Raw genomic sequence first — 25148 nt, forward strand, 5'->3', positions numbered from 1 at the left:
TTTCTTTTAGGTTTAATAGCTATTGGAATATCGTGTTTTCTAATCTTTAATCAAACCACAACATTGGGATGCATAAGCAGCTATTGCGGATTAATATCGTGTTTTCTAATCTTTAATCAAACCACAACTCTACGCTCCCAATTAATGGTATTGTCTCCAATATCGTGTTTTCTAATCTTTAATCAAACCACAACATTGTTATTACTATCTTCTCTTTCTATATAATATCGTGTTTTCTAATCTTTAATCAAACCACAACTAGCCAAATTAACTTGCTTTTCTTTACTGAATATCGTGTTTTCTAATCTTTAATCAAACCACAACATGTTTGCATAATTTTTATTTTTTTAGTTTAATATCGTGTTTTCTAATCTTTAATCAAACCACAACTATGCACTTAACACACCTTCATTTCTTTCTAATATCGTGTTTTCTAATCTTTAATCAAACCACAACAAAAATAGAGCTAGGGTTAACTTGCTCGTAATATCGTGTTTTCTAATCTTTAATCAAACCACAACAAATTCCAAGCCATAAATTAAACTGTTCCAATATCGTGTTTTCTAATCTTTAATCAAACCACAACATATAAGTGTTGTTATAGTTATTGTAATAAAATATCGTGTTTTCTAATCTTTAATCAAACCACAACTATAACATGAAATTCTGGGACAACAACAAAAATATCGTGTTTTCTAATCTTTAATCAAACCACAACCTCTCCTTTTGTTTTTTCTTTTAAATTACTAATATCGTGTTTTCTAATCTTTAATCAAACCACAACTACAGGCTAAACCGCTAGCATCAATATTAAATATCGTGTTTTCTAATCTTTAATCAAACCACAACTAACGTTGTACACAATATTGCTACGTTCCTAATATCGTGTTTTCTAATCTTTAATCAAACCACAACTAAAGTTGATTTGTCTAAATCGTAACTTTCAATATCGTGTTTTCTAATCTTTAATCAAACCACAACAAATCTACAAATAAAACGCGATGCGCTAGTAATATCGTGTTTTCTAATCTTTAATCAAACCACAACCAATTGTAGATGTAAAGATGGTTACAGCTAAATATCGTGTTTTCTAATCTTTAATCAAACCACAACATGAACTCTAACGGATATGAATTGTTTGGTAATATCGTGTTTTCTAATCTTTAATCAAACCACAACTTGATTTTCAACCAGGGGAGTTAAAAGAGTAATATCGTGTTTTCTAATCTTTAATCAAACCACAACGAAAAATCGTTGCAAAAAATTGAAAAGGTCAATTTTTCGTTGTGGTTTGGATGATTAATACAAAAAGGTATGTCAAAGAACTTGTTTTGTCATTCCGAAGCATGAGGAATCTCATAATACTTCTTTTATTCTTTTTATGTGATTTCTATTAATACTTGATTAATTCTCTTTATGCGATTTCTTACTTTATTCGAAATGACAATAGTTAGCTTTTTATAAAACGGTTTTCCAAAAACTCGAAATTTTCATTAAACGCTCGAATTAAGTTTAACTTCTTTTCGCGTCTCCAACCTTTTAATTCCTTTTCTCTGGCTATAGCATTTTGCACCCAGCTAAATTTTTCATAATACACTAAATGCTTTAAATTATACTTTGCTGCATAAGTTTTTCTACCTTTTTCTATGTTTTCTTTATGTTGAAGCAAACGCTTGCCCAGGTTATTGCTTATACCAATATAATATGTAGAACGATAAGGGTTTGTTATTATGTAAACATAATAGCTGTGATAACCTTCATTTTCATTAAAATCTAACATAGTTTAGTGGTTTATGGGTTTTTCATGCTTTGGAATGATACTTGGTAACTGTGTGTCTTGGTTTTATCTACTTTTCATTGGCAACATTGTTCTTATAGTTTTATGGGATTCCTCATGCTTAGGAATGACAAATGATACCGGGTTTTTCATGCTTTGGAATGATACTTGGTATGTGATTCCTCATACTTCGGAATGACAACTGATGCTGGGTTTTCTTATACTTTGCAATAACACTTGGTACTGGTTTTTTTTTGTTTTCGTTTTTTCTTTGCTTTACTGATTTATGTGATTCCTCATGCTTCGGAATGACAATTAGCGAGAAATTCCTTGTGCTTCGGAATGACAAATGGTACTGGGTTTTCTTATGCTTTGGAATAATAAACTACAACTTTTCAATTTTACCTGAAACGCTAATTTTAACTTTTATGGGGTTAAACGTAAACCATCCTGTTTTACCTGCTCCAAAACCTTGTATTCTGACATAGTAAGGTTGGAAGTTATTTTGTATAGATGCTTCAGTATTTAATCGAAATTCATAAAATTTAGAAGATAGTTTTTGCACACGATATAAATGTGCTTTCAAAAGATTATTGTTTGGTTTTTCCCAGTCAATTTCATCCTCATTAAGCCCTAATAAAAACATATCGTTAATTTGCATGGTGGTTACAATTTCTATCCCGTCTGCTGGTAATTGATAGACAGGAAAGCCTTTTCGTTTACGCTCTACCACCGTCCAAAAAGTAACCACATCCTCTTGTAAGTTGCCTTTTTCATCTTTATAAATTAATACATGATGGTTGTTTCTTGGGTTTACCCACTGGTTTGAATCGTCTTTTAACTGCTCGGCACCTCCAATGTTTTCTCGCATCCGAACTTTTAAAACTGGGACTGGATTTCCATTTTTATTTGGTAAAAATATCTGTGGTTTTTTAATTCCTGTTTCATCTACAACAAAAAATGTTTCAGTTGGTATTTTACCTTTTACAAAGCCACCTAATACATGGATACGCTTAAAAATTAATTGCTTAATTGTTTCATCTACTACTTTTTCTAATTGCTTTTCAGTTGTTAAGCTGTCTATTGGTTTTCTTACATGATAGGCTTCTTCTTTATTAGGTGATTTTCGTTTACCAAATACGGTTTCTTTATGCAACTGTCCGCGGGCGGCTACACCTATATTTTTATAAATTTGACCGTTTCTTTTTGTTTTATGCGTCCTGACGGTAAGTATTGATTTTGTTTTTTTGTGGGAAACTAAAATATTATCTACGGCGCGTTCGGCATCTTCTCTAAACGTTTCCCATGGTTTGGGGAAATTGTTTAATTCGTAGCTTCTGTCGTATCTGTTCCATTTGCTTAATTCTTGTAAATGACTTCTGGTAGCGCATGCCATAACTAGCGCATCAATAGCATGGTGGCGATGGTCTTCTCTTGTTTTTTGGTCATCGTCCTTATTTAAAATGGTATTAAGCCCCCAATGGTGACGCAAATTGGATGTCATTTGTCCTGGTGCCACGGTAACTTTATCGCATATTTTAGCTAAATAATTTTTAGCTTCTTTACTTATGTAACGCGTATCGTTTAATTGTCTGCTAATAAAATCGCCGTCATGTTTTTGCTTGACAAATTGTTTAAATTTTTGATAAGCTTTTGGATAGTTAGGTTTGTTTTTAAAACAGCTTAAAGCCTGTAATTTTTTATTTTGCCAAGCTTCTTCGCCTTGCTTGCTGTAAAACTCATAAGGTGTTAAATCGCCTTTTGCTCTATTTTCATCGGCAAAACAAAGTGTTTTATTCATAAAACTATCGTTAAGCGATCGGCTCCATGGGTAGATGTGTTCAATTTGAACTTCGCCCGAAAATAATTGGTTTACTTCAATAGGTTTCCCTGTATAAGGGCATGTTCTGTTACACTCTTCCCAAAGTTTGTATTTTAGAATGTTAAGGTGTGTTGGTCGTTGCCCAATATAATCTAACTCTGCTTTTACCCTATCGTTTTGTTGCTCTAAACGTTTTTGCTCTCTTCTAATTTCGTTTCGTTTAGATTTTGAAATTTTTAAATCGCGCGCAAGCTCTACTTTAATTTCATCTGGCTTTCCGTAATCTTTAATAATTTCGTTTACTAATTTTCTTATTTCAAAAAGTGCCGTAATTACTACAGGATTTTTTATGCGCTGTATTTCTTTATCGGCTTCCGGACCAACTGGAAGACTGTTTAATAGTTGTGTGCTTTCAATATTACTGCTATGGTGGTATAATTTTGATAATGCTTTATCATTTAAATTACATTCCTTTTTTAACATCTCTTTTAAAGGCTCTATGTAACCGCCTTTAATATTTGAGCGTACTATTTCGGGTACATTGTCTAGTAAAAACTGCTCGTGCAACTCCCAATCTATTCCTAAAGCATTTTTAACACCACCTAAACCAACAGCAACATCGTAAGTAAACCCGAGTTTTAAAAATGGCAGTAGGTTGTTTATGGCTTTTCTGCTTAAATTAGCATATCCTTCTTTTAGATTAAATTTTGATATTTTCTCTGCTCTTGTTTCATCAAAGTTCCAATTATTAATAGCATATTGCTTAAGTTTATCTCTGTCGTCAAAGCTATAAAGCACATGCCAAATATCTTCTTGTTCTTTTTCTGAAAAGCTAAACCATTGTTCACCAAAAAATTTTTTGTTAGATAGGTTACTAATCGTGTGGCTACCATAAACAGGATCATCATCTTTATAATTAAACTGATAATTGCCATCCAATTTATTTATAGCTTTTCTTATTTCTTTAAATTTAACCTTCTCTTTTGAAAACAGGAGTTTTATAATATTTTCTCTATCCGAAGCTGTAATCGCTACTTTCTCGCCTGCTAAATCGCATTTTAGAGTATTTAACCATTCGTAAATACGTCTTTCTTCATTGTGGATAGCGCTAATTTGGCATTTGTTTTTTTTAGGCTCAAAAGTACAATTACCCACTAAATGTTTTTGAGAGCGCAGAGGTCGCTGATGGAATAATACACCATCTTCTGGATAATCGTCTTTTTTTCGGCCACCAAATATTGTTTTCAGGTTGTTTGTAAGTTCTGGATGATATTTAGTTTGTGTTTCCCAAATTGTTTCAAACTCATCAATATACATTTGTCGTGTGGTGTAACGATTTCTAATTCGTTCTTGTTTACCCGAAAAAGGTTTGTTTTGTTTCGGATAAATTTCATTTAGATATGCACCCAGTGTTTTACTTTCCTTTATGCTTTCTGCAGTTTCGGCAATTCCTATTTTTCCTGCTTTCGCATCGCCTTTAAAAATGACACTTTTCTCATTGTTTTCTGCGCCAGCACTTCTGCTATTGCTTTGAAAACCTCGCCGTTGAATCATGTGATAAAAAATACGCCCTAACTCCTCTAAACTAACTTGCGTTTTTAGTGCTTTGGCTCTTAACTCGTAAGGATTTAATTTTAGCCATTGTTGAAGTTTTTCATTATTGAAAATTTCTTTTTGATTCCAAATTTTTACTGCTTTGTAATCAATAGGGCACATATTATGTTTGGCAAGTTCTCGAAGCAAATAACGTTTGCGCAACCGACGTCTGAAAAATTGTCGCCTTGCACCCCTATCGTCTGTTCTACTTGCGTTTTTTGAAGCTTCCCGTCCTTCTCCCTCACCTAAATTAACAACACCCTCGGGGAATATCCTGCTTCCTATAGTTAAAATATTGTTTTTATTATCGTCTATCAGCGCCCAACCAATAGAGTTCGTCCCTAAATCTAATCCTAAAATTCCACTCATAAAAATAAAAATTTAATACGCTTTAAAGATATAAAAACCCTGTATTTTTTATGATAAAAAACTTACTATTATTTAAGTTTTTTTACTATATTTGTTTCAGATTAAAATTTCTAATCTTTAATCTTATCACAATAAGGCTATATGCCGTAGATGAAAATCTTTAGTCCTGCTTCGGTGGGACTTTTTTTATTGGCTTTCCTTGAATAATTGCATTACAAATTTCACAAGTATTCTAATTCGGTTTTTGTTATATAATGATTAGGATTGACACAATATCTGTTATTTTCAAAATTAACACCTTGTGTATAAAACTATCCGGTGCTTTTTCCCAAATTGTGTTTTTTTGATTACAGTACCGTAATTTGAAACAATACAGCAAGATTGGAAAAGTTTTTATATTAGTTAGCGTATATATTTGTGGTATTAATACAACACGATGAAAGGAAAACATACTAATAAAACGTTTTACAAGGAAAAACTGAATGTGATTATAGAATACATAAACTTGCATTTAGACAGTAAAATAGACATTAAAACCCTTGCTGAAATCTCGTGTTTTTCGCCCTATCATTTTCATCGCATTAGTAGAGCGCTTTTAGGCGAGCCCATAGGGGCTTACATTTCCAGAACACGACTTGAAACGGCAGCAAAAATGATTCGGTATTCATCAACAGATATCGAAACTATTGCTTACAGCGTTGGTTTTGAAACGCCCTCGTCTTTATCGAAAGCTTTTAAAATTCACTTTGGAATGTCGCCTTCAGCGTATCGAAAAAACAAATCCATATCCATAAAAAAAATAAACATTATGAATGCCAAGTTAAACATTAAAAAACCAAAAATTCAAGATATAGAAGATAAAAAATGCCTGTATTTGCGCATGCAAGGTGCCTACCAAACGCTAGATTACTCAGGTGCATGGAAAAAACTTTGGGAGCAAGTAAAAGCCCAAAAGCTTTTTACCAAAGGGATACAGCATTTTGGTTTGCCGCACGACGACCCTAAAGTAACCAACGAAAACAAAATACGCTACGACGCCTGTTTAATTATACATAAAGATGCTAAACCCGTTGGCGATATTGGCGTAAAAACCTTAAAAGGCGGTAAGTTTGCCGTGTTTTTATACCAAGGATCGTATAGCTATTTTGCCAATGTTTATAATTATATTTTTAACGAATGGCTGTTAAGCACCAACTACCAACTGCGAGACGAACCCGTTAGAGAACGCTACATAAGCCATCCGGATAGGGTTGCAGAAGAGAAACTTAAAACAGAATTTTACATACCCGTTAAGTAGAAATAGAATTGCCATGTTTATGCCCTGTAATTCTCTGCTTAAAATTATGCCATTTATCTATTAAGATGTCTTATTTTTATAGGGCAAAACAGAATTGAAACATTATGCAAAACCAAAAAAGTAAACGTTGGATTGTAATTTATTCGGCCATAGCGGTACTGTTATTAATTATATATTATCTGTTGGAACTAAATGTTTTAGACCCTTGGAACGAGTATATACCCTTAATAAAAAAATTAAGCATAAGTTTATTTTTAATTTCCTTAATCTTTCTTTCTAGCAATATTATTTCTAGAATCGTTAAAAAGCAAAACCATAATGAAGGCGACAAGTACAACCTGTTGCGCATTATACGGTTTTTATCCATTACATTAAGCCTTATTGTTGCGGCTTCGTTTTTATTTCAAAACCTTTATGCTGCAGCGGTTAGTTTTGGTTTAATTTCCTTAATTCTAGGTTTTGCATTGCAAGCTCCCATAGTATCTTTTATAGCTTGGGTGTATTTAATTTTTAGACGGTCTTATTTAGTGGGCGACCGCATTCAGATAAAAGGTTTTAGAGGCGATGTTGTCGAGATAAGCTATTTGGATACTTCTATTTTAGAATGTAGTGGAGACTATTTGGGCAACGACAGGTCTAGCGGTAGAGTAATTCGGTTTCCCAATAGCTTAATATTAAAAGAGGAAATCATTAATTATTCGGGGCCGGAAATGCCCTTTATTTGGAACGAGACCCCAATTCAGGTTGCCTATACCAGCGACCTTAAGTTTGTAGAAACCTGTTTGTTGGAGGCTTCGATAAAAGATTTTCAAGAATACTACCCCAAATTAACAAACCAAAACCAATGGAAGCCCATGGTTTATTTTAGGATAAATACATTTGCTTGGATGGAAGCCGTAGTCGCTTATCCGGTGGAACCAAAAGATATTAGTGGGCGACGAAATCGCATATTGCGGTACGCTTTACCCCTGCTTAACGAAGCACCGGATAAAGTTAAATTTCCAGAAGGAACTTTGCGTTGATTTAGTTTGTAATCTACACTAGCCATTACCCTTGTTGAATTTAAAAAAATAAGAATTCAATTCCTATAACAGTCGGTAATCAAATAAAAAGGTATTTCAACAAATATTTATTAATGCTTTTGTAAATATTAATTACAATTACACATAAATAACTAAAAACCAAACCAATATGAAAGCATTAATTATTATTTTAGCCCTATCATTTACAAGTTTTTGCAGCGCGCAATTTATTTCTAACGATGGCGAACTTCACCTTGCTGCAGGTGCTCTAATTTCTGGAGCAACTTATACTATTGTATATACTACTACTAAAAATAAGAAAAAAGCATTTTGGTATAGTTTTGGAGCAGCAACGCTTGCCGGAATTGCAAAAGAAGTTATAGATAGCCAAAAAGAATTTAATACTTTTGATACTGGCGATGTTGCTGCAACGGCATTAGGTGGTTTAACTGTAAGTGCAACACTTAGCTTGTTTGTTGGAAAAAACAAAAATAAAAGACAGGCTAAAATAGCCTTGGTTAATTAACCAAGCGGTTTATAATGGCTTTTGTTGGCAAAATTGCCGTGGTATGCTCTATACTAGGGCCTGCTACCCAAACGGTTTTGTAAGTGGCTTTGGTAGCGGCTTTTTTGGTAGCATTCATTCCAATGGAGAAACGAATCATTTTTACCCATTTTTTAAGTTTTCTGTTTTTGTTAAGCAATCGTTCTATCCAGGTTGCTTTAGTACCAATTTTCTGTACATAAGGTGTGTTTATTACCGTGCATGGTGTACCCGAAATACGCTCGGTAACCACAATATCGTCTGCCCCGTATTCTACACAAGCCTGTTTGTATTCTTCTGTTACATTGGCCTCTACCGATGCTATAAACGGGCTACCAACCGATACACCCTCTGCTCCATAGCTAAGCATTTTATCAATATCTGCTTTACAACCAACGCCACCCGCAGATATTATTGGTATATTACAATTTTTAACTAAATGTTTAATTAACACTTCGGGCAACATGCCGCCTCTGTGGCCTCCGGCTTTATTATTAACTGCAATAATAGCATCTGCACCTAAATCTTCAACTTTTTTCGCAAATTTTAAATCTACCACATCGCAAAATACTTTTATACCAACTTTATGAGCCTGTATAATAGTTTCTTCGGGACTTCCTAACGAGGTAATTATAAAATCGCAACCTTCTTCACAAAGCACGCGTAATTGGTCTTTATACTTAATATTGGATTTGTTTACAATTAAATTAAATCCAAACGAGCCACCTTCTACTTTATTGGCATGCAATTCTTTTATTGCAGCCCGTAATTCATCAAGTGTTCTATAATTTAGAGCAGGAATACAACCTGCAATACCGCCTTTCATCGCCTCGGTTACCATAGCCACGTTCGATACCAAAAACATGGGAGCCTGAATTATGGGGTATGTAATATTTAAGAGGTGTGTGAGTTTGGTCTCCATTTTTTTTTGATTTGAACAAATATAACAAATATTATGCACGCATAACAAATGAAGATAAATCTAATTAAAAAAACGATAATAAACGGTTTTAAGATAAGCACCCTCGGGAAACCCTATGGGATGATCGATGTCATGCTGCGTTTTTAATAGGGTTTTAAAGCGTCTGCCTGTTAAAGCTAATTGTTGGCTATTCACATCAAAAAAAGCCTGAAAATTAACTCTTGAAGAACAGGATGCCAATACCAACAAACCGTTTTTGGCCGTAAGTTTTTCACCCAATTCTGCTAATTGTGCATATTTTTTTTTGGCAAGTACAACTTCTGAAGCTTGTTTGGCAAAACTTGGTGGGTCTATTACAACCACATTAAATGTAACTTTGTTTTTAATGAGTTTTTTAAGTTCGTCAAATGCATCGCCAGCAATGGTTTTATGTGTTCCGGCATAGGTATTCAGTTTTCCATTTTCAAGGGCAATTTCCATGGCCTGCTTGCTAATATCTAAACTTGTAACCTCTTTTGCGCCATTTGCCAAAGCATGAACCGAAAACCCTCCGGCATAACTAAACACATCTAAAACCGTTTTGCCTTTACTCCACGCGCCCACTTGTTTTCTATTGGCACGATGGTCTAAAAAATAACCCGTTTTATGACCTTTAATAACATTGGCTGAAAAATTAACACCGTGCTCAACAAACTTAACAACTTCATTATCTAAAACACCATAAACAACTTCGCCATTTTTAAATTGATGGTTTTTAGATTGCTCTAAACCTCTGCTTAATCTAAGCACAACGGTTTCTGCTTTTGAGGTTTGCTGTAAACTAGGAAAAATAGTTTCTAAATAAGGCAGCCAAATTTCAGAGTAAACCTTAACCACCAACACGGTAGCATAAACATCGGCTATTAACCCCGGAAACCCATCGTTTTCACCAAATAGTAAACGATAACTATTGGTATTTGTTTGTAATAACGATGCCCTTAATTTAAAAGCTTTTTCTATTTTATGCTGAAAGAAATTAGCATTGATTTCTGCTTTTTCTAAACTGCTATGAAGCATTTTAATTCGGATGGGCGAATTCGCATCAAACAAGCCCAAACCAATAACCCGATTTTTGTTTTTTCCAAAAATGATAGCCAAATCTCCTGTTTTGGCATTATCGCTTATTTTTACAATATTATTTGAAAAAACCCACGGATGCCCTTTTACAACAAACTGCTCGCCTTTTGCATTAAGTTTTACTGCTAAGCGTTTGGGAATGTAATTGGATTTTATGTTTTGAGAAAAAGACATTAAATGTATAATTTATAAAAAATTGGATTTACAAAGAAACGATTTAATCTGCTCACTTTAACTTGATGCGTCCCGATAGCTATCGGGACGAACCAAAAATTCAACGTTTTGTGTGATATTAAACAAAAAAAACGCAACCATTTCTGATTGCGTTTTTTGCTTTTAGCTTCACAGACTGCGAAACAAGTTCGGAATAAGCGATTCACTCTCTTTTTGCTCAAGCAAAAAGTGGTTCTCTACTTACTTTACTTCTTCAAAGTCAACATCCTCAACATCGCTACCTTCGGCTTGTCCGTTTTGTCCCGAAGCATCTGGTCCAGGTTGTGCGCTACCGCCAGCTTGTTGCTGTTCAGCTTGAGCTTTATAAATTTCTTCGCTAGCTGATTTCCAAATCTCGTTTAAATTATCTAAAGCAGGTTGAATTAAAGCTAAATCTTTAGTTTCAAATTGCTTTTTTAACTCTGCTAAAGCGTCTTCAATTTTAGATTTATTATCTGCAGACAATTTATCTCCAGACTCTTCTAATAATTTTTCTGTTTGGAAAATCAAAGAATCTGCTTCATTCAATTTTTGAGCATTTTCAACTGCCGCTTTATCTGCTTCAGCATTAGCTTCTGCATCTGCTTTCATTTTTTCAATTTCTTCTTCTGTTAATCCTGAAGATGCTTCAATTCTAATATCTTGTTTTTTACCCGTAGCTTTATCTTCCGCAGATACTTTTATGATACCATTGGCATCAATATCAAAAGTTACTTCAATTTGCGGGGTACCACGTCTTGCCGGAGGGATACCATCTAAATGGAAACGTCCAATGGTTTTATTATCGGCTGCCATAGCGCGCTCTCCTTGTAATACATGAATTTCTACTGATGGCTGATTATCGGCAGCCGTTGAGAATACCTGAGATTTTTTGGTAGGTATTGTAGTGTTGGCTTCAATTAGCTTTGTCATTACATTACCCATAGTTTCAATACCAAGCGATAAAGGTGTTACGTCTAAAAGCAATACATCTTTAACATCGCCAGTTAAAACACCACCTTGAATTCCGGCACCTAAAGATACCACCTCGTCTGGGTTTACGCCTTTACTTGGTGCTTTACCAAAGAAAGATTCTACCGCTTTTTGTACGGCAGGGATACGTGTAGATCCACCAACCAAAATAACTTGATCTATATCGTTTTTACTTAAACCGGCAGCTTTTAATGCCGATTGGCAAGGCTCGATAGTACGTTTTACCAAATCGTCGATTAATTGCTCGAATTTAGAGCGTGTTAATGTGCGCACTAAGTGCTTTGGCCCACTTGCAGTTGCTGTTATGTAAGGTAAGTTAATTTCTGTTTGCTCTGCAGAAGACAACTCGATTTTAGCTTTTTCGGCAGCTTCTTTTAAACGTTGTAAAGACATGGGGTCTTCTCTTAAATCCAAAGACTCTTCAGCCTTAAACTCGTCTGCCAACCAATTAATTACTTTATCGTCAACATCATCACCACCTAAATGCGTATCGCCTTCAGTAGATAATACTTCAAAAACGCCATCGCCCAATTCCAATATAGATACATCGTGTGTACCACCACCAAAATCAAATACAGCAATTTTTTGGTCTGTACCTTTTTTGTCCATACCGTAAGCTAGTGCAGCTGCGGTTGGTTCGTTAATAATACGACGCACTTTTAAACCGGCAATCTCACCAGCTTCTTTAGTGGCTTGGCGTTGCGCATCGTTAAAATAAGCAGGTACGGTAATTACCGCTTCGCTTACTGTTGTTCCCAAATAATCTTCGGCGGTTTTCTTCATTTTTTGAAGAATCATTGCCGATAATTCTTGTGGCGTATATAATCTGCCATCAATATCAACTCGTGGCGTATCGTTATCACCTTTAACCACTTTGTAAGGTACGCGTTCTGCTTCTTTTTTAGACTCAGAATATTTATTGCCCATAAAACGCTTAATAGAATAAACCGTTTTTGTAGGGTTGGTTACTGCTTGTCTTTTCGCAGGATCACCAACTTTAATCTCGCCGCCTTCAACAAAAGCGATTACCGATGGTGTAGTACGTTTACCTTCTGCGTTTGGGATAACAACGGGATCGTTACCTTCCATAACAGAAACGCAAGAGTTGGTTGTTCCTAAATCGATTCCAATAATTTTACTCATAATATTTTATTTGTGTGAATGTTCGTTTTTATATTCGGTTTGTATAAGTCAATCTTTGTGCCAACCCAAAAAGCATGACACAGTGTCATATTTTCAGTTCTCAGTCGGCAGTAAGCGGTTTAAAGTAGAGCTCAACAATCGTTAATCATCAATCTAAAATCGCAAATATTATTTGGGCGCAACCTTTGCCCTTCGACTGCGCTCAGGGTGTCAGGTCGGGCTTTCCGCTAATAGTTTTGGCTCGATGCGCGCCTCGCCAAACGCTTCCGCTGCAATCCCTTGCGCACCAGCTCGCAGCAACAGTAATAAACCGCTTGGTTTCTTTTTATACCAAAACTTTGCGTCTTAGGGTCTTTGCGTGTAAAATTCGAAAAGCGTAAATCTTCCGTTAAAATCGGTGAAATCCGTATCAAAAAAATTATAAATCAAAAACAATCTCTCTATATTTGCTTAACTTAAACGATTGCGTAATTATGGAAAGTATCTCGGTTTTCGATATGCTAAAAATAGGCATTGGCCCATCAAGCTCGCACACCCTTGGGCCATGGCGTGCCGCCCAACGCTGGATTAAAGAACTTAAAACCGCAAACAAGTTCGATAAAGTCGAGGCCATTACTGTCGATCTTTATGGCTCCCTATCGTTAACAGGAAAAGGTCATGCCACAGATTATGCCGTTATGCTTGGGTTAAGCGGTGCCGACCCAGAAACAATACCTACCAATACTATTGATAAAACAATTGCTGCCATAAAAAGCACAAAAACGCTACACTTTAATGCCGAAAAAACCTTGGTATTTAACCCAGAAACCGATATTGTTTTCAACAGAAAATTTTTACCATTTCATTCTAACGGTATCATTTTTACAGCAATTATTAACGGGCAAAAATCAAAATCTACCTTCTACTCTATTGGTGGCGGATTTGTTGTAAAAGAAGAACGCACAAACCATAAACGAAATTTTGAAATTAAATGCACTTTCCCATATCCTATAAACAAAGGCACAGAGCTTTTAAAGTTTTGCAAAGACTTAAATTTACCGGTTTCGCAAGTGGTTTTAGAAAATGAAAAATCCATCCGCGAAGAAAAAGAAATCGATAGCAAACTAAAGCGTATTTGGAACACCATGCTAGAATGCATGTACATTGGCTGCCATACCGAAGGGCATCTCCCCGGTGGCTTAAACGTAAGGCGACGCGCTTACGATATGCACCAAAATATAAAAGGAGAAAAGCCTTATAATACGCCGGTAGAGTGGATTTACTCCATAAGAGATACCGAGGTAAAATTTAGGCAAATTATTAAATGGGTAAGTTGCTTCGCCTTAGCGGTTAACGAAGTTAACGCCTCTTTAGGTCGTGTAGTTACCGCACCAACCAATGGGAGTGCGGGTGTTATCCCATCGGTTTTAATGTATTATTTGGTTATAGAAAACCACGATGGCGATTTTGAGGACATTAAACGCTTTTTACTAGTGGCAGGCGAAATAGGAAGCATCTTTAAAAAAGGCGCCACCATTAGTGCCGCCATGGGTGGTTGTCAGGCTGAAATTGGCGTATCGTCGGCCATGGCAGCTGGCGCATTAACCGAACTGCTTGGTGGCACGCCAGAACAAGTTTTAGTAGCCGCCGAAATTGCTATGGAACACCACCTTGGCTTAACCTGCGACCCCATTGGCGGACTCGTACAAATACCCTGTATAGAGCGTAATGCCATGGGGGCTATTAAAGCCATTAATGCTGCCGAATTAGCATTGGACACCGACCCTAAAAACGTAAAAGTACCTTTAGACAAAGTGGTAAACACCATGTGGGAAACCGCTAAAGACATGAACACCAAATACAAGGAAACCAGCGAAGGCGGTTTGGCTGTTGGTGTGCATTTAACAGATTGTTAATTTACAATTTAAGTTTATTTGAAATTGTATTACCCAAACTTGACTTTGCGAGAAAAAAAAGATAACTTCGTTTAACGATTGAATATCGATAATTTATAACAATCGATATTCAAATTCAATTGTTGTGTGTAATTTGAGCGAAATCCTGAAATTTGATTTTTTACCAAAATTTGGTATATTTGAATAAAATTAAAACGGAATGAAAAATACATCAATATCGCTCGGAAATTATTTTGACCAGTTTGTACAAACTCAAGTTTCTGCTGGACGATACAAAAATGTGAGTGAAGTAATCAGAGCTGGACTTCGACTTTTAGAAAATGAAGAAAGTAAAGTAATTGCATTGCGAAATGCTATACAAGAAGGTCTGAATAGTCCTTTAGTAGAAGATTTTGACTTTGACGAAAACCTAAAAAGACTAAAAGCGGAAAAAAGAAAGAATGGCTAAAGTAATTTTAAGACAAAAAGCCATTGATGACCTGAATGACATTTGGGATTACACTTTCGAAAAGTGGTCAGCAAATCAAGCGGACAAATATTATACGACAATAAAGTTGACTTGTAACGGAATTGGACAAAATCCAGAGGTTGGAAAAGAATATGATGGAATTAGTAATAATTTACTAGGATTAAAGTCTGGAAAACATATCATATTTTACAAAGCTATTTCGGATGAAAGAATTGAAGTAGTCAGAATTTTACACGAGCGAATGGACTTGAAAAAAAGAATAATCGAATAATAAAAACTACACCCAACAATGGCTATAAGTAATTGCTTGTTCTCGCCTACTTTGGAAATTCCTGCGGAATTTCCAACTTGGTGTGTACTTGCAAAGTTAAGTGCTAAACCACGCAACTACTCATAGCCCAACCGTTAAACGAACCTTCTAAAAAGAGTAATTACATTTACTTTAAATACCCCAAAACATTTGCTTCAATACGCCCTTGAATGTTCGATACATCAGCTTTTTCAAAAGTTTCGCCTGTAATATTTTCATAAAGTTCAATGTAGCGTTCACTTACGCTTTCAATATAGTCATCACTCATAAAAGGCACGGTTTGACCTTCTAAACCTTGAAAATTATTGGCTATTAACCATTGGCGCACAAACTCTTTGGAGAGTTGTTTTTGGGTTTCGCCATTATCTTGACGCTCTTGATAGCCATCGGCATAAAAATACCGCGACGAATCTGGGGTGTGTATTTCGTCAATCAATACTATTTGTCCATCTTTTGTTTTTCCGAATTCGTATTTGGTATCGACTAAAATCAAACCTCTAGATGCTGCAATTTCGGTTCCTCTTTTAAATAGTTTACGTGTGTAATCTTCTAAAACCTTATAATCTTCTTCTGATACGATGCCGCGTTTCAAAATATCTTCACGAGAAATATCTTCGTCGTGCTCGCCCATTTCGGCCTTGGTTGCCGGAGTTATTATGGGTTTTTGGAATTTATCGTTTTCTTTCATCCCATCTGGCATGGGTACGCCACAAAGCATGCGTTTACCTGCTTTATATTCGCGTGCGGCATGTCCGGACATGTACCCACGAATGACCATTTCTACTTTAAAAGGCTCGCATAAATGGCCAACGGCAACGTTTGGATCTGGTGTTGCCAATAACCAATTGGGCACTATATCTTGGGTTGCTGCCATCATTTTTGTGGCAATTTGGTTTAGTATTTGCCCTTTATATGGTATGCCTTTTGGCATCACCACGTCGAATGCAGATAGTCTATCTGTTGCAATCATTACTAATTGCTCGTTGTTTATATTATAAACCTCTCTTACTTTTCCTTTGTAAACGCTTTTTTGGTTTGGAAAATTGAAATTGGTGTCTGTTAGGGTGTTGTTTGATTTTGCCACGAATTCACGAATGTTTTTATTTCTATTTATTTTTTGCTGTGGATTCCTGCCTTCGCAGGAATGACAATTTAATTTCTATTATTGTTTATGCGTCATTACGAGGAGCTTTTTGCCACGTGGTAATCTTTTCCTCTTTAACAGATTGCCACATCACACAAAAAAAGTGTGATTCGCAATGACCTTAATCTTTATGCTTAGCCCCGATTGATGCGGCATCCTTTTTTGCCATTAAAAGCAAATGATAAGCCTTTCGACTTCGCTCAAGATAAACTCTAAGCGGGAAATAGCTTCAAATTATTTTTGTTTTACTGAAAACTGAGACTGCAAACTAACTAGTCTATATTCTCAATACTTTTATAGGCTGCGATTACTTTTTTAACGAGTTTATGGCGAATTACGTCTTTATCGTCTAAAAATATCATGCCAACGCCTTCTACATTTTTCAAAATCAATAAGGCTTCTTTTAAGCCCGAAATGGTTCGGCGCGGTAAATCTATTTGCCCGGGATCGCCTGTTAATAAAAACTTTGCGTTTTTTCCCATACGGGTTAAAAACATTTTCATTTGGGCGTGTGTTGTGTTTTGCCCTTCGTCTAAAATTACAAAGGCATTGTCTAAGGTGCGACCGCGCATAAAGGCTAATGGTGCAATTTGTACTGTGCCGTTTTCTATGTAATGTGCTAATTTTTCTGGGGCTATCATATCTCGTAACGCATCGTAAAGTGGTTGCATGTACGGGTCTAGTTTTTCTTTTAAATCGCCTGGTAAAAAGCCTAAATTCTCGCCAGCTTCAACCGCAGGTCTTGTTAAAATAATACGTTTAACTTCTTTGTTTTTTAGGGCTTGTACCGCCAATGCAACACCGGTGTAGGTTTTACCTGTTCCGGCTGGACCAATGGCAAAAACCATATCGTTTTTTTGCATGCTTTCTACAAGTTTGCGCTGGTTTGCGGTTTGGGCTTTTATAAGTTTGCCGCCAACACCGTGCACTATAACTTCGCCACTTTGCTTAGATGTGGTATAATCTGCACTGCTTTGGCTGGTTAAAACACGCTCGATAACGTTTTCGTCTAGCTTGTTGTATTTGGCAAAATGCTTTAAGAGCATAGAAATCCTTAGGTTGAACTCTTCTAGTAATTGATCGTCGCCGTAGGCTTTTATGGTATTGCCCCTGGCAACGATTTTTAACTTGGGGAAGTGTTTTTTTAGGAGTTCTATATTGGTGTTTTGTGCTCCAAAAAATTCTTTTGGAGTTATGTCTTTAAGTTCGATTGCAATGTCGTTCAAAGGTGTAATTTTAGTTTTTTTTGAATCTCTTTTTTCTAATTGAAAAAGTCTTGATAAATCTACTTAATTTTCATTTAAATTATAAAAACGAAAACGAAAATTTATGTAGGTTTGTAAAACACATTCATTAAGCTCAAAAATACATAAATTTGAGCGATCAAACATTAAAAACATATCAACAATTTTGCCAATGGCGATAATTACCTTAACTACAGATTTTGGAGAAAAAGATTATTTTGCGGGTGCAACAAAAGGCGCGATTTATAGCGAGTTGCCCGATGTTAAAATTGTTGACATCTCTCATTCTGTATCGCCATTTAGCATTCCCGAGGCGGCTTATATTATTCAAAATGCATACAACTGCTTCCCTAAAGGCTCTATACATATTATTGGTATAGATTCTGAGTTGAATGTTGAAAACAAACATATTGCACTAAAGTTGGACGACCATTATTTTATATGTGCCAACAATGGTATTATGAGTATGATTTGCTCTGAAATTGCACCCGAAAAAATCGTTGAGATAAACATTCACGACAGGATACAAACCAGCTTTCCTGTTTTAGATGTATTTGTAAAAGTGGCCTGCCACATAGCTCGCGGTGGCACACTTGATGTTATTGGAAAAACAATTAACAACATAAAGCCTATTAAGAATATTGTACCGTTTGTTAATGACGATAAAACCCAAATTATTGGTAGTGTTATTTATATTGATAATTACGGAAATGTGGTTACCAATATTAAACGCGATTTTTTTGAAACCATACAAAAAGGACGAGATTTTGAGATTTCGGCACGCAACTATAAATTTAAAAAAATACGCCATAAATACAGCGATGTTGTAAATTTTGAAATTCCCGAAGAAAAAAGGCACGACGAAGGCAAGGGCTTGGTGGTTTTTAATTCGGGTGGCTTTTTAGAAATTGCAGTTTACAAAAGCAATACCACTACCGTTGGTAGCGCATCGTCTTTAATGGGATTGGGCATTATGGATGCTGTGAGTGTTAATTTTTTTAGAATAAAGAATAGAGAATAGAGAAATTCAACTTATCACTTTTTAACTTTTAACTAAAACAAATGTTTGTAAGAATTGTAAAAATGAGTTTTAATGTAAGCGAAATTGATGTTTTTCTTAAAAACTTTAATGCCAATAAGCATAAAATTAGAGCGTTTAAAGGCTGTAACTATTTAGAATTATATAGAGACAAAAACGATACAAATATTTTTTTTACTTATAGTTATTGGGACACTGAAACAGATTTAGAAACATACAGAAAATCTGATTTATTTAAAAGCGTTTGGAGTAAAACCAAGCCACTTTTTAATGCAAAACCAGAGGCTTGGAGTGTTGATAAATTGGAAAGTTTGCAGTAAAAACATAAAACGTCATTGCGAGACAAATTAATAAATTTAAAGCTTTACTGAGCGAAGTCGAAGTATAGCAATCTCTTAAATATAAAAAGATTACCACGTCACTGCGTTCCTCGTAATGACGTACAAAACAAAAATAAATGTTAGCAATTTTAAAAAAAGAAATAAACTCGTTTTTTGCATCGCCAATTGGTTATTTGGTAATTGCCATTTTCCTGTTACTCAATGGTCTGTTTTTATGGGTATTTAAGGGCGATTTTAATATTTTAGATTATGGTTTTGCCGACTTATCAGTATTCTTTTTATTAGCACCTTGGATATTAATTTTCTTAATTCCTGCTGTAACCATGCGCAGTTTTTCAGATGAAAAAAAACAAGGCACTTTAGAGCTTTTATTAACCAAACCCATATCGCACACCAACATTGTTTTAGGTAAGTATTTCGGGGCATTTGTTTTAATTTTAATCGCGCTTTTACCAACTTTACTCTACGTTTACACGGTTTATAAATTAGGGAATCCTGCAGGGAATTTAGATGTTGGCAGCACCCTTGGCTCTTACTTTGGGCTCTTATTTTTAATAGCATCGTACACGGCTATTGGTGTATTCTGCTCCACCTTTTCAGATAACCAAATTGTGGCATTTATAAGTGCTGTCTTTTTATGTTTCTTGTTTTATATTGGTTTTGAAGGCGTTTCAGACATAACATCAAGCCTATTTATCGAGCAATTAGGTATGAGCTATCATTTTAATAGCATGAGTCGCGGTGTGCTTGATACGCGCAACATTTTATATTTTTTAAGTGTAACTATTTTCTTTATTGCACTAACCACTAGAGGTATAAAAACAAAGGCATTTTCTAAAAAAGAATGGCTTCCACTTTTAGCTTTACCAATTGGGTTATTAGCTATAAATATTTTATCTGCTTCTATTCACAAACGATTCGATTTAACCAAAGATAAGCGCTACACGTTAAGCGAAGCTTCAAAACAAATTATTAATGATGTGGACTCACCTATAATTGTTGATGTGTTTTTAAAAGGCAATAATTTTCCATCAGAAATTAAACGCCTTCAAAGAGAAACCAAGCAATTACTTGAAGAGTTTTCGGCTAAAAACAACAACATTAATTTCAACTTTATAAATCCTTTAGAAGACGAAGCAACTCGCCAACGCAACATACAACAACTTACACAACGCGGGTTAACACCCATGCAATTAAGCGTACAGGAAAGCGGCAGCTCGTCGCAAGCCATTATTTTTCCGTGGGCATTGGCTAGTTATAACGATGTTACCATTACCATCCCTTTAGTAAAAAATAAAATTGGCGCATCGCAGCAAGATTTGGTAACCAATTCGGTGCAACATTTAGAATATGCTTTTGCCGATGGCTTTAGCAAATTAACCACGCCAAAGCAGAAAAAAATTGCCGTACTAAAAGGCAACAAACAGTTAGAAGATAAATACATTGCAGACTTTATTAAAAAAATAAACGAGTATTATTTTATTGCACCGTTTACTTTAGATAGTGTTGCAAGCAATCCTCAAAAAACACTTAACGACTTAAATAAATTCGATTTAATTATTTCGGCAAAACCCACCGAAACTTTTACAGAAAACGAAAAACTGGTTTTAGATCAGTTTACCATGAATGGCGGAAAAAGCCTATGGTTAATCGATAATGTGGCCATGGAAAAGGACAGTTTATACAACGCTACAGGCTCGAATATAGCGATTAAAAGAGATTTAAACTTAAACGACTTCTTTTTTAAATACGGTGTTCGCATCAATCCTGTAATTGTAAGCACGCTCTACTCCGCTCCTATTACCTTAGCTATTGGCGAAGGTAGCGACTCGCAATTTCAAAATTTACGCTGGCCGTATTCGCCTTTGGCTTCAACCCATAGCAAGCACCCTATTGTTAATAATTTGAATTTGGTAAAGTTCGATTTTGCCAATCAAATAGACACCTTAAAAAACAACATTAACAAAACCATTCTTTTAGAAAGTGCACCGCTAACAAAATTAGAGGGTACGCCACGAGAAATTAGTTTAGATATTGTAACACAGGAACAAAATCCTGAATTATTCAATAAAGGCAATCAACCTTTAGCCGTTTTATTAGAAGGCGAATTTACAAGCGTTTACAATAACCGTATTAAACCGTTTAAACTTTTAGAAGAAAAAAACAAAAGCTTACCAACCAAAATGATTGTTGTTGCCGATGGCGATGTTATTAAAAACGATGTGATTAAAAATACACCACAAGAATTAGGGTTCGATAGATGGACCGGACAAACCTATGGCAACAAAGAATTTTTACTAAATGCCGTTAATTATTTGCTAGACGATAACGGACTTATAAACATTCGGTCTAAAGAAATTGCTGTGGCGTTTTTAAATCAGCAAAAAATAAACAATCAAAAAACCAAATGGCAGCTCATTAATATAGCGTTACCACTAGGTTTGTTGGCGCTTTTTGGTTTCATGTTCAACTTCTTTAGAAAGAAAAAATATGCCGCTTAAATGTTAATAAGTTTGTTTCTTATATTAAATGGTATAGAATATATTTGTAAGTAGCATATACTCAAAATTAAAACACATTATAAATACATGAAATTTATAGTATCAAGTACCTATTTGTTAAAGCAACTACAAGTTTTAGGTGGTGTAATTAACAGCTCGAATACCCTACCCATTTTAGATAATTTTTTGTTTGAATTAGACCATTCTAAACTCACTGTTTCTGCCAGCGATTTAGAAACCACTATGGCTTCTACCCTAGATGTTGAAAGCGATAGCGAAGGTAGCGTTGCAATTCCTGCGCGTTTGTTACTCGATACTTTAAAAACATTTCCCGAGCAGCCGTTAACTTTTGTTGTAGAAGAAAACAATACTATCGAAATTAGCTCAAATCACGGTAAATATGCTTTGGCTTACGCCGATGGAAACGAATTCCCAAAAGCTGTGGCTTTAGAAGACCCAAGTAAAACCGTAGTTACCGGCGATGTATTGGCTACAGCGATTAGCAAAACTATTTTTGCTGCCGGAAACGACGATTTACGCCCCGTAATGAGTGGTGTTTTTTTTCAGTTTTCAACCGAAGGTTTAACCTTTGTAGCGACCGATGCGCATAAACTTGTTAAATACACTCGAGAAGACATTAAAGCCAATCAAGTAGCTGAGTTTATTATGCCTAAAAAACCTCTAAATCTTTTAAAAGGAATTTTAGCAGCAAGTGAAGACGATGTTACTATTGAATACAACGAAAGCAATGCCAAATTCACTTTTGATAACTCAGAATTGATTTGCCGATTAATCGATGGCAAATACCCGAATTACGAAGCGGTAATCCCTAAAGAAAACCCTAATAAACTAACTATAGACCGCACACAATTTTTAAATTCTGTACGTCGTGTTTCTATTTTCTCAAATAAAACCACGCACCAAATTCGTTTAAAAATTGCTGGTGCAGAACTTAATATTTCGGCCGAAGATGTAGATTACAGCAATAAAGCCGAAGAGCGTTTAACCTGCGATTACCAAGGTGATGATATGCAAATAGGTTTTAACTCGCGCTTTTTAACCGAAATGTTGAATAACTTGAATTCGGACGAAGTACAACTAGAAATGAGCATGCCCAACAGAGCTGGAATTTTAACCCCAATTGATGGTTTAGATGAAGGCGAACATATTACCATGCTTGTTATGCCAGTGATGCTCAATAGCTAAGCATTCTCGCGAAGGTGGGAATCTCATAATATAAAAAACAGCGATCTTTAATGAGATGGCTGTTTTTTTTTTGATGTGCAGAGGCACAGAAAAAATTATAGATTCACACTACGGTTTTAAATTACACAACAACGTGTGTCATTTCGACGACAGGAGAAATCGCATAATATGCAATAATGCAATTACATGAGGTTTGAGATGTCTCAATCTGTTTTTGTTTCTACATAACAAAATCAAAACGTTCATATAAATGTGCTAAGAAGCTAATTCGGTGTTGTATAAATACAACCGAATAAACTTAAAAAAACTGTTAATACCAATTTAATTTTAAAATGTCGTGATGATAAATCGAATTATTTTTTGTTTTAACAAGGCAAAAAATATCAGCATAGCCATAGCTACGGTTTTATTTTTTAAAGATGGAAAAAAAAAGAAACTATTTATAGCGACATTTTGAGGTTAAATTGGTATAAGATTAAAAGGATAAAAAACACTCTAAAATAAAGGGCTTAAGTCTTATTAAAACTTCTATAAACAATATACTATCTCTGCTTCCAGAAAACGTATCAGATGGGTTCAATATCAAGATAAATACCTATATTTAAAGTTTTGCGTAAGCAAGAAAAACAATAATAGTTAAAGCATTTTAAATTTATGATTAACAAAATAAAGTCTTTAGAAAAATTGGCTCGACAGCTCGACCCCAAAGCGAGCCAAAGAGAAATATGGAATGCTGAAGTTTTAGAGTATTCTAATAGCTTTATAAATAACATAAACGCCTCGAAAGCTTATGTGAAGTCTGAAGAAAACGGTAAAGCCATATCGAATCTAGATATAGAAGAAGAAGCCATAAATTTAGCGCCATTGTTAGAAAGCACAAAAAAGAACATCGATGGCGTAGGCATAAATCCTGCTTCGGGCGGACACATGGGCTACATTCCCGGTGGTGGCCTTTATCCGTCGGCTCTAGGAGATTTTATTGCAGCCGTTAGTAATCGTTATGCTGGGGTATATTATGCAGCACCAGGAGCGGTTCGCTTAGAAAACATGCTTATTAGATGGATGTGTCGTTTAATGGATTATCCACAAGATGCTATTGGTAATTTAACCTCAGGCGGTTCTATTGCCAATCTCATGGCACTGGTAACAGCTAGAGAAGTGCATACCCTTAAAGCTCGAGATTTTGAGCGTGCTGTTATTTACCTTACTGAGCAAGCACATCACTCTATATTGAAAGCTATTCGCATTGCCGGACTCTCTGAAGCACAGTTACGATATATACCCTTAGACAATAATTTAAAACTGTCTCCAACGCATTTAGAAACAGCGATTATTGAAGATAAAAACAATGGTCTCATCCCCTTTTATATAAATGCCTCATTTGGAACAACCAATACAGGAACCATCGACCCTTTAGAACCCATTGCTGCTATTGCCAAAAAACATAAGGTGTGGTTTCATGTTGATGCAGCTTATGGCGGTTTCTTTAAATTAGTAGAACAATTACACCCAAAACTTAAAGGAATAGAACAGGCAGATTCCATCACATTAGACCCGCACAAAACCCTGTTTTTGCCTTACGGAACAGGTGCCATACTTATAAAAAACAAAACGCATTTACTAAAGGCCTACCATTGTTTAGCCGACTATATGCAAGACGTAGTTGGTAAAGAAGATGAGATTTCGCCTGCAGACATATCCGTAGAACAAACCAAACACTTTAGAGGCCTAAGAGTATGGTTGCCATTAAAACTATTTGGTTTAAAACCTTTTAGAGCCGCTTTAGAAGAAAAACTGTATCTAACAAAGTATTTTTACAATGAAATAAAAAAAATTGAAGGTTTTGAAGTTGGGCCTGAACCAGAATTATCAGTAGCTATATTTAGGTATGTTCCTAAAGCTGGAAATGCTAACGAATTTAACCGAAAATTAATTGAAGCCATCCAAAATGATGGTCGTATTTTTCTATCGTCAACCAACATAAACGATGTATTTTGGATACGAATAGCCGTTGTGCAATTTAGAACCCACCTCGAACAGATAGATCTTTTGCTAGATATTATCAAAAAAATAATTAACGAAGAACGCTCCAAATAAAATATAATTTCGCCCCACTTTTTTTCATTTTTAATATTTAGATGCAATTGACTTTAATGGACTAATTTTTTTAATTATTTCCATAGCGGAGAAAGAATTTATAAAAACT

At 35.3% G+C, this 25148-nt stretch carries 18 protein-coding genes and 1 CRISPR repeat array (1 of these 19 cut by a window edge); of the genes, 11 read left to right on the plus strand and 7 right to left on the minus strand.

Annotation, left to right across the window (positions count from 1 at the left end):
* A CRISPR array of direct repeats spans positions 1-1245; the repeat unit is 36 nt; unit sequence AATATCGTGTTTTCTAATCTTTAATCAAACCACAAC; it begins 436 nt to the left of the window's first position.
* A gap of 205 nt (positions 1246-1450) precedes the next feature.
* Positions 1451-1780, minus strand: coding sequence for a GIY-YIG nuclease family protein (locus tag ACFSQS_RS04705; RefSeq protein WP_388014857.1), 330 nt, complete (start codon positions 1778-1780; stop codon positions 1451-1453).
* 382 nt (positions 1781-2162) lie between these two features.
* Complete coding sequence (gene cas9 / locus ACFSQS_RS04710) at positions 2163-5564, minus strand: type II CRISPR RNA-guided endonuclease Cas9 (protein ID WP_388014860.1); 3402 nt, start codon at positions 5562-5564, stop codon at positions 2163-2165.
* Positions 5565-6000: 436 nt separating this feature from the next.
* Here cas9 and ACFSQS_RS04715 point away from each other — a divergent pair, with 436 nt between their 5' ends.
* From ACFSQS_RS04715 to ACFSQS_RS04725, 3 genes are all read left to right on the plus strand, one after another.
* Positions 6001-6861: an AraC family transcriptional regulator gene (locus ACFSQS_RS04715; protein ID WP_388014863.1), complete on the plus strand. Its 861-nt coding sequence runs from the start codon at positions 6001-6003 to the stop codon at positions 6859-6861.
* 104 nt (positions 6862-6965) lie between these two features.
* Entirely contained in the window at positions 6966-7883 is a 918-nt protein-coding gene (locus ACFSQS_RS04720) for a mechanosensitive ion channel family protein (RefSeq protein WP_388014866.1), read from the plus strand.
* A gap of 169 nt (positions 7884-8052) precedes the next feature.
* Positions 8053-8409 carry a hypothetical protein gene (locus ACFSQS_RS04725; RefSeq protein WP_388014869.1) on the plus strand — a complete coding sequence of 119 codons (357 nt, stop codon included), beginning with the start codon at positions 8053-8055 and terminating at the stop codon, positions 8407-8409.
* Here ACFSQS_RS04725 and ACFSQS_RS04730 read toward each other — a convergent pair.
* The 3 genes from ACFSQS_RS04730 to dnaK all read right to left on the minus strand — a co-directional run bounded on the left by ACFSQS_RS04730 (position 8402) and on the right by dnaK (position 12793).
* A complete protein-coding gene (locus ACFSQS_RS04730) occupies positions 8402-9349 on the minus strand; it encodes an NAD(P)H-dependent flavin oxidoreductase (RefSeq protein WP_388014872.1) in 948 nt (315 codons plus the stop codon). The genes ACFSQS_RS04725 and ACFSQS_RS04730 overlap by 8 nt on opposite strands.
* A 60-nt stretch (positions 9350-9409) precedes the next feature.
* Positions 9410-10639, minus strand: coding sequence for a class I SAM-dependent rRNA methyltransferase (locus ACFSQS_RS04735; protein WP_388014875.1), 1230 nt, complete (start codon positions 10637-10639; stop codon positions 9410-9412).
* A 240-nt stretch (positions 10640-10879) separates the two neighbouring features.
* Positions 10880-12793: a molecular chaperone DnaK gene (gene dnaK, locus ACFSQS_RS04740; RefSeq protein ID WP_388014878.1), complete on the minus strand. Its 1914-nt coding sequence runs from the start codon at positions 12791-12793 to the stop codon at positions 10880-10882.
* A 473-nt stretch (positions 12794-13266) separates the two neighbouring features.
* On the opposite strand from dnaK, the gene ACFSQS_RS04745 reads away from it, so the two are divergent.
* The 3 genes from ACFSQS_RS04745 to ACFSQS_RS04755 all read left to right on the plus strand — a co-directional run bounded on the left by ACFSQS_RS04745 (position 13267) and on the right by ACFSQS_RS04755 (position 15428).
* Positions 13267-14688 carry an L-serine ammonia-lyase gene (locus tag ACFSQS_RS04745; protein WP_388014881.1) on the plus strand — a complete coding sequence of 474 codons (1422 nt, stop codon included), beginning with the start codon at positions 13267-13269 and terminating at the stop codon, positions 14686-14688.
* 199 nt (positions 14689-14887) lie between these two features.
* A complete protein-coding gene (locus tag ACFSQS_RS04750) occupies positions 14888-15136 on the plus strand; it encodes a type II toxin-antitoxin system ParD family antitoxin (RefSeq protein ID WP_019036946.1) in 249 nt (82 codons plus the stop codon).
* A complete protein-coding gene (locus ACFSQS_RS04755) occupies positions 15129-15428 on the plus strand; it encodes a type II toxin-antitoxin system RelE/ParE family toxin (protein ID WP_388014885.1) in 300 nt (99 codons plus the stop codon). Before ACFSQS_RS04750 ends, ACFSQS_RS04755 begins: the two co-directional genes overlap by 8 nt.
* A 166-nt stretch (positions 15429-15594) precedes the next feature.
* On the opposite strand, the gene ACFSQS_RS04760 is transcribed toward ACFSQS_RS04755, so the two are convergent.
* Together ACFSQS_RS04760 and ACFSQS_RS04765 are read right to left on the minus strand one after the other, a co-directional pair.
* Complete coding sequence (locus tag ACFSQS_RS04760) at positions 15595-16551, minus strand: phosphoribosylaminoimidazolesuccinocarboxamide synthase (protein ID WP_388014889.1); 957 nt, start codon at positions 16549-16551, stop codon at positions 15595-15597.
* 332 nt (positions 16552-16883) lie between these two features.
* Positions 16884-17837 (minus strand): PhoH family protein, encoded by a 954-nt coding sequence (locus tag ACFSQS_RS04765; protein ID WP_388014892.1) that lies wholly within the window; start codon positions 17835-17837, stop codon positions 16884-16886.
* 190 nt (positions 17838-18027) lie between these two features.
* Here ACFSQS_RS04765 and ACFSQS_RS04770 point away from each other — a divergent pair, with 190 nt between their 5' ends.
* The 5 genes from ACFSQS_RS04770 to ACFSQS_RS04790 all read left to right on the plus strand — a co-directional run bounded on the left by ACFSQS_RS04770 (position 18028) and on the right by ACFSQS_RS04790 (position 25039).
* Positions 18028-18876, plus strand: coding sequence for an SAM hydrolase/SAM-dependent halogenase family protein (locus ACFSQS_RS04770; protein WP_388014895.1), 849 nt, complete (start codon positions 18028-18030; stop codon positions 18874-18876).
* A gap of 41 nt (positions 18877-18917) precedes the next feature.
* Entirely contained in the window at positions 18918-19214 is a 297-nt protein-coding gene (locus ACFSQS_RS04775) for a putative quinol monooxygenase (protein ID WP_388014898.1), read from the plus strand.
* Between the two features lie 137 nt (positions 19215-19351).
* Positions 19352-21736, plus strand: coding sequence for a gliding motility-associated ABC transporter substrate-binding protein GldG (gene gldG / locus ACFSQS_RS04780; RefSeq protein WP_388014901.1), 2385 nt, complete (start codon positions 19352-19354; stop codon positions 21734-21736).
* An 87-nt stretch (positions 21737-21823) separates the two neighbouring features.
* Positions 21824-22942: a DNA polymerase III subunit beta gene (dnaN, locus tag ACFSQS_RS04785; protein ID WP_388014904.1), complete on the plus strand. Its 1119-nt coding sequence runs from the start codon at positions 21824-21826 to the stop codon at positions 22940-22942.
* Positions 22943-23596: 654 nt separating this feature from the next.
* Positions 23597-25039 (plus strand): pyridoxal phosphate-dependent decarboxylase family protein, encoded by a 1443-nt coding sequence (locus tag ACFSQS_RS04790; protein ID WP_388014907.1) that lies wholly within the window; start codon positions 23597-23599, stop codon positions 25037-25039.
* Positions 25040-25148 lie beyond the last annotated feature (109 nt).

The organism is Gelatiniphilus marinus (genome assembly GCF_042684345.1).
Lineage (GTDB): Bacteria > Bacteroidota > Bacteroidia > Flavobacteriales > Flavobacteriaceae > Gelatiniphilus > Gelatiniphilus marinus.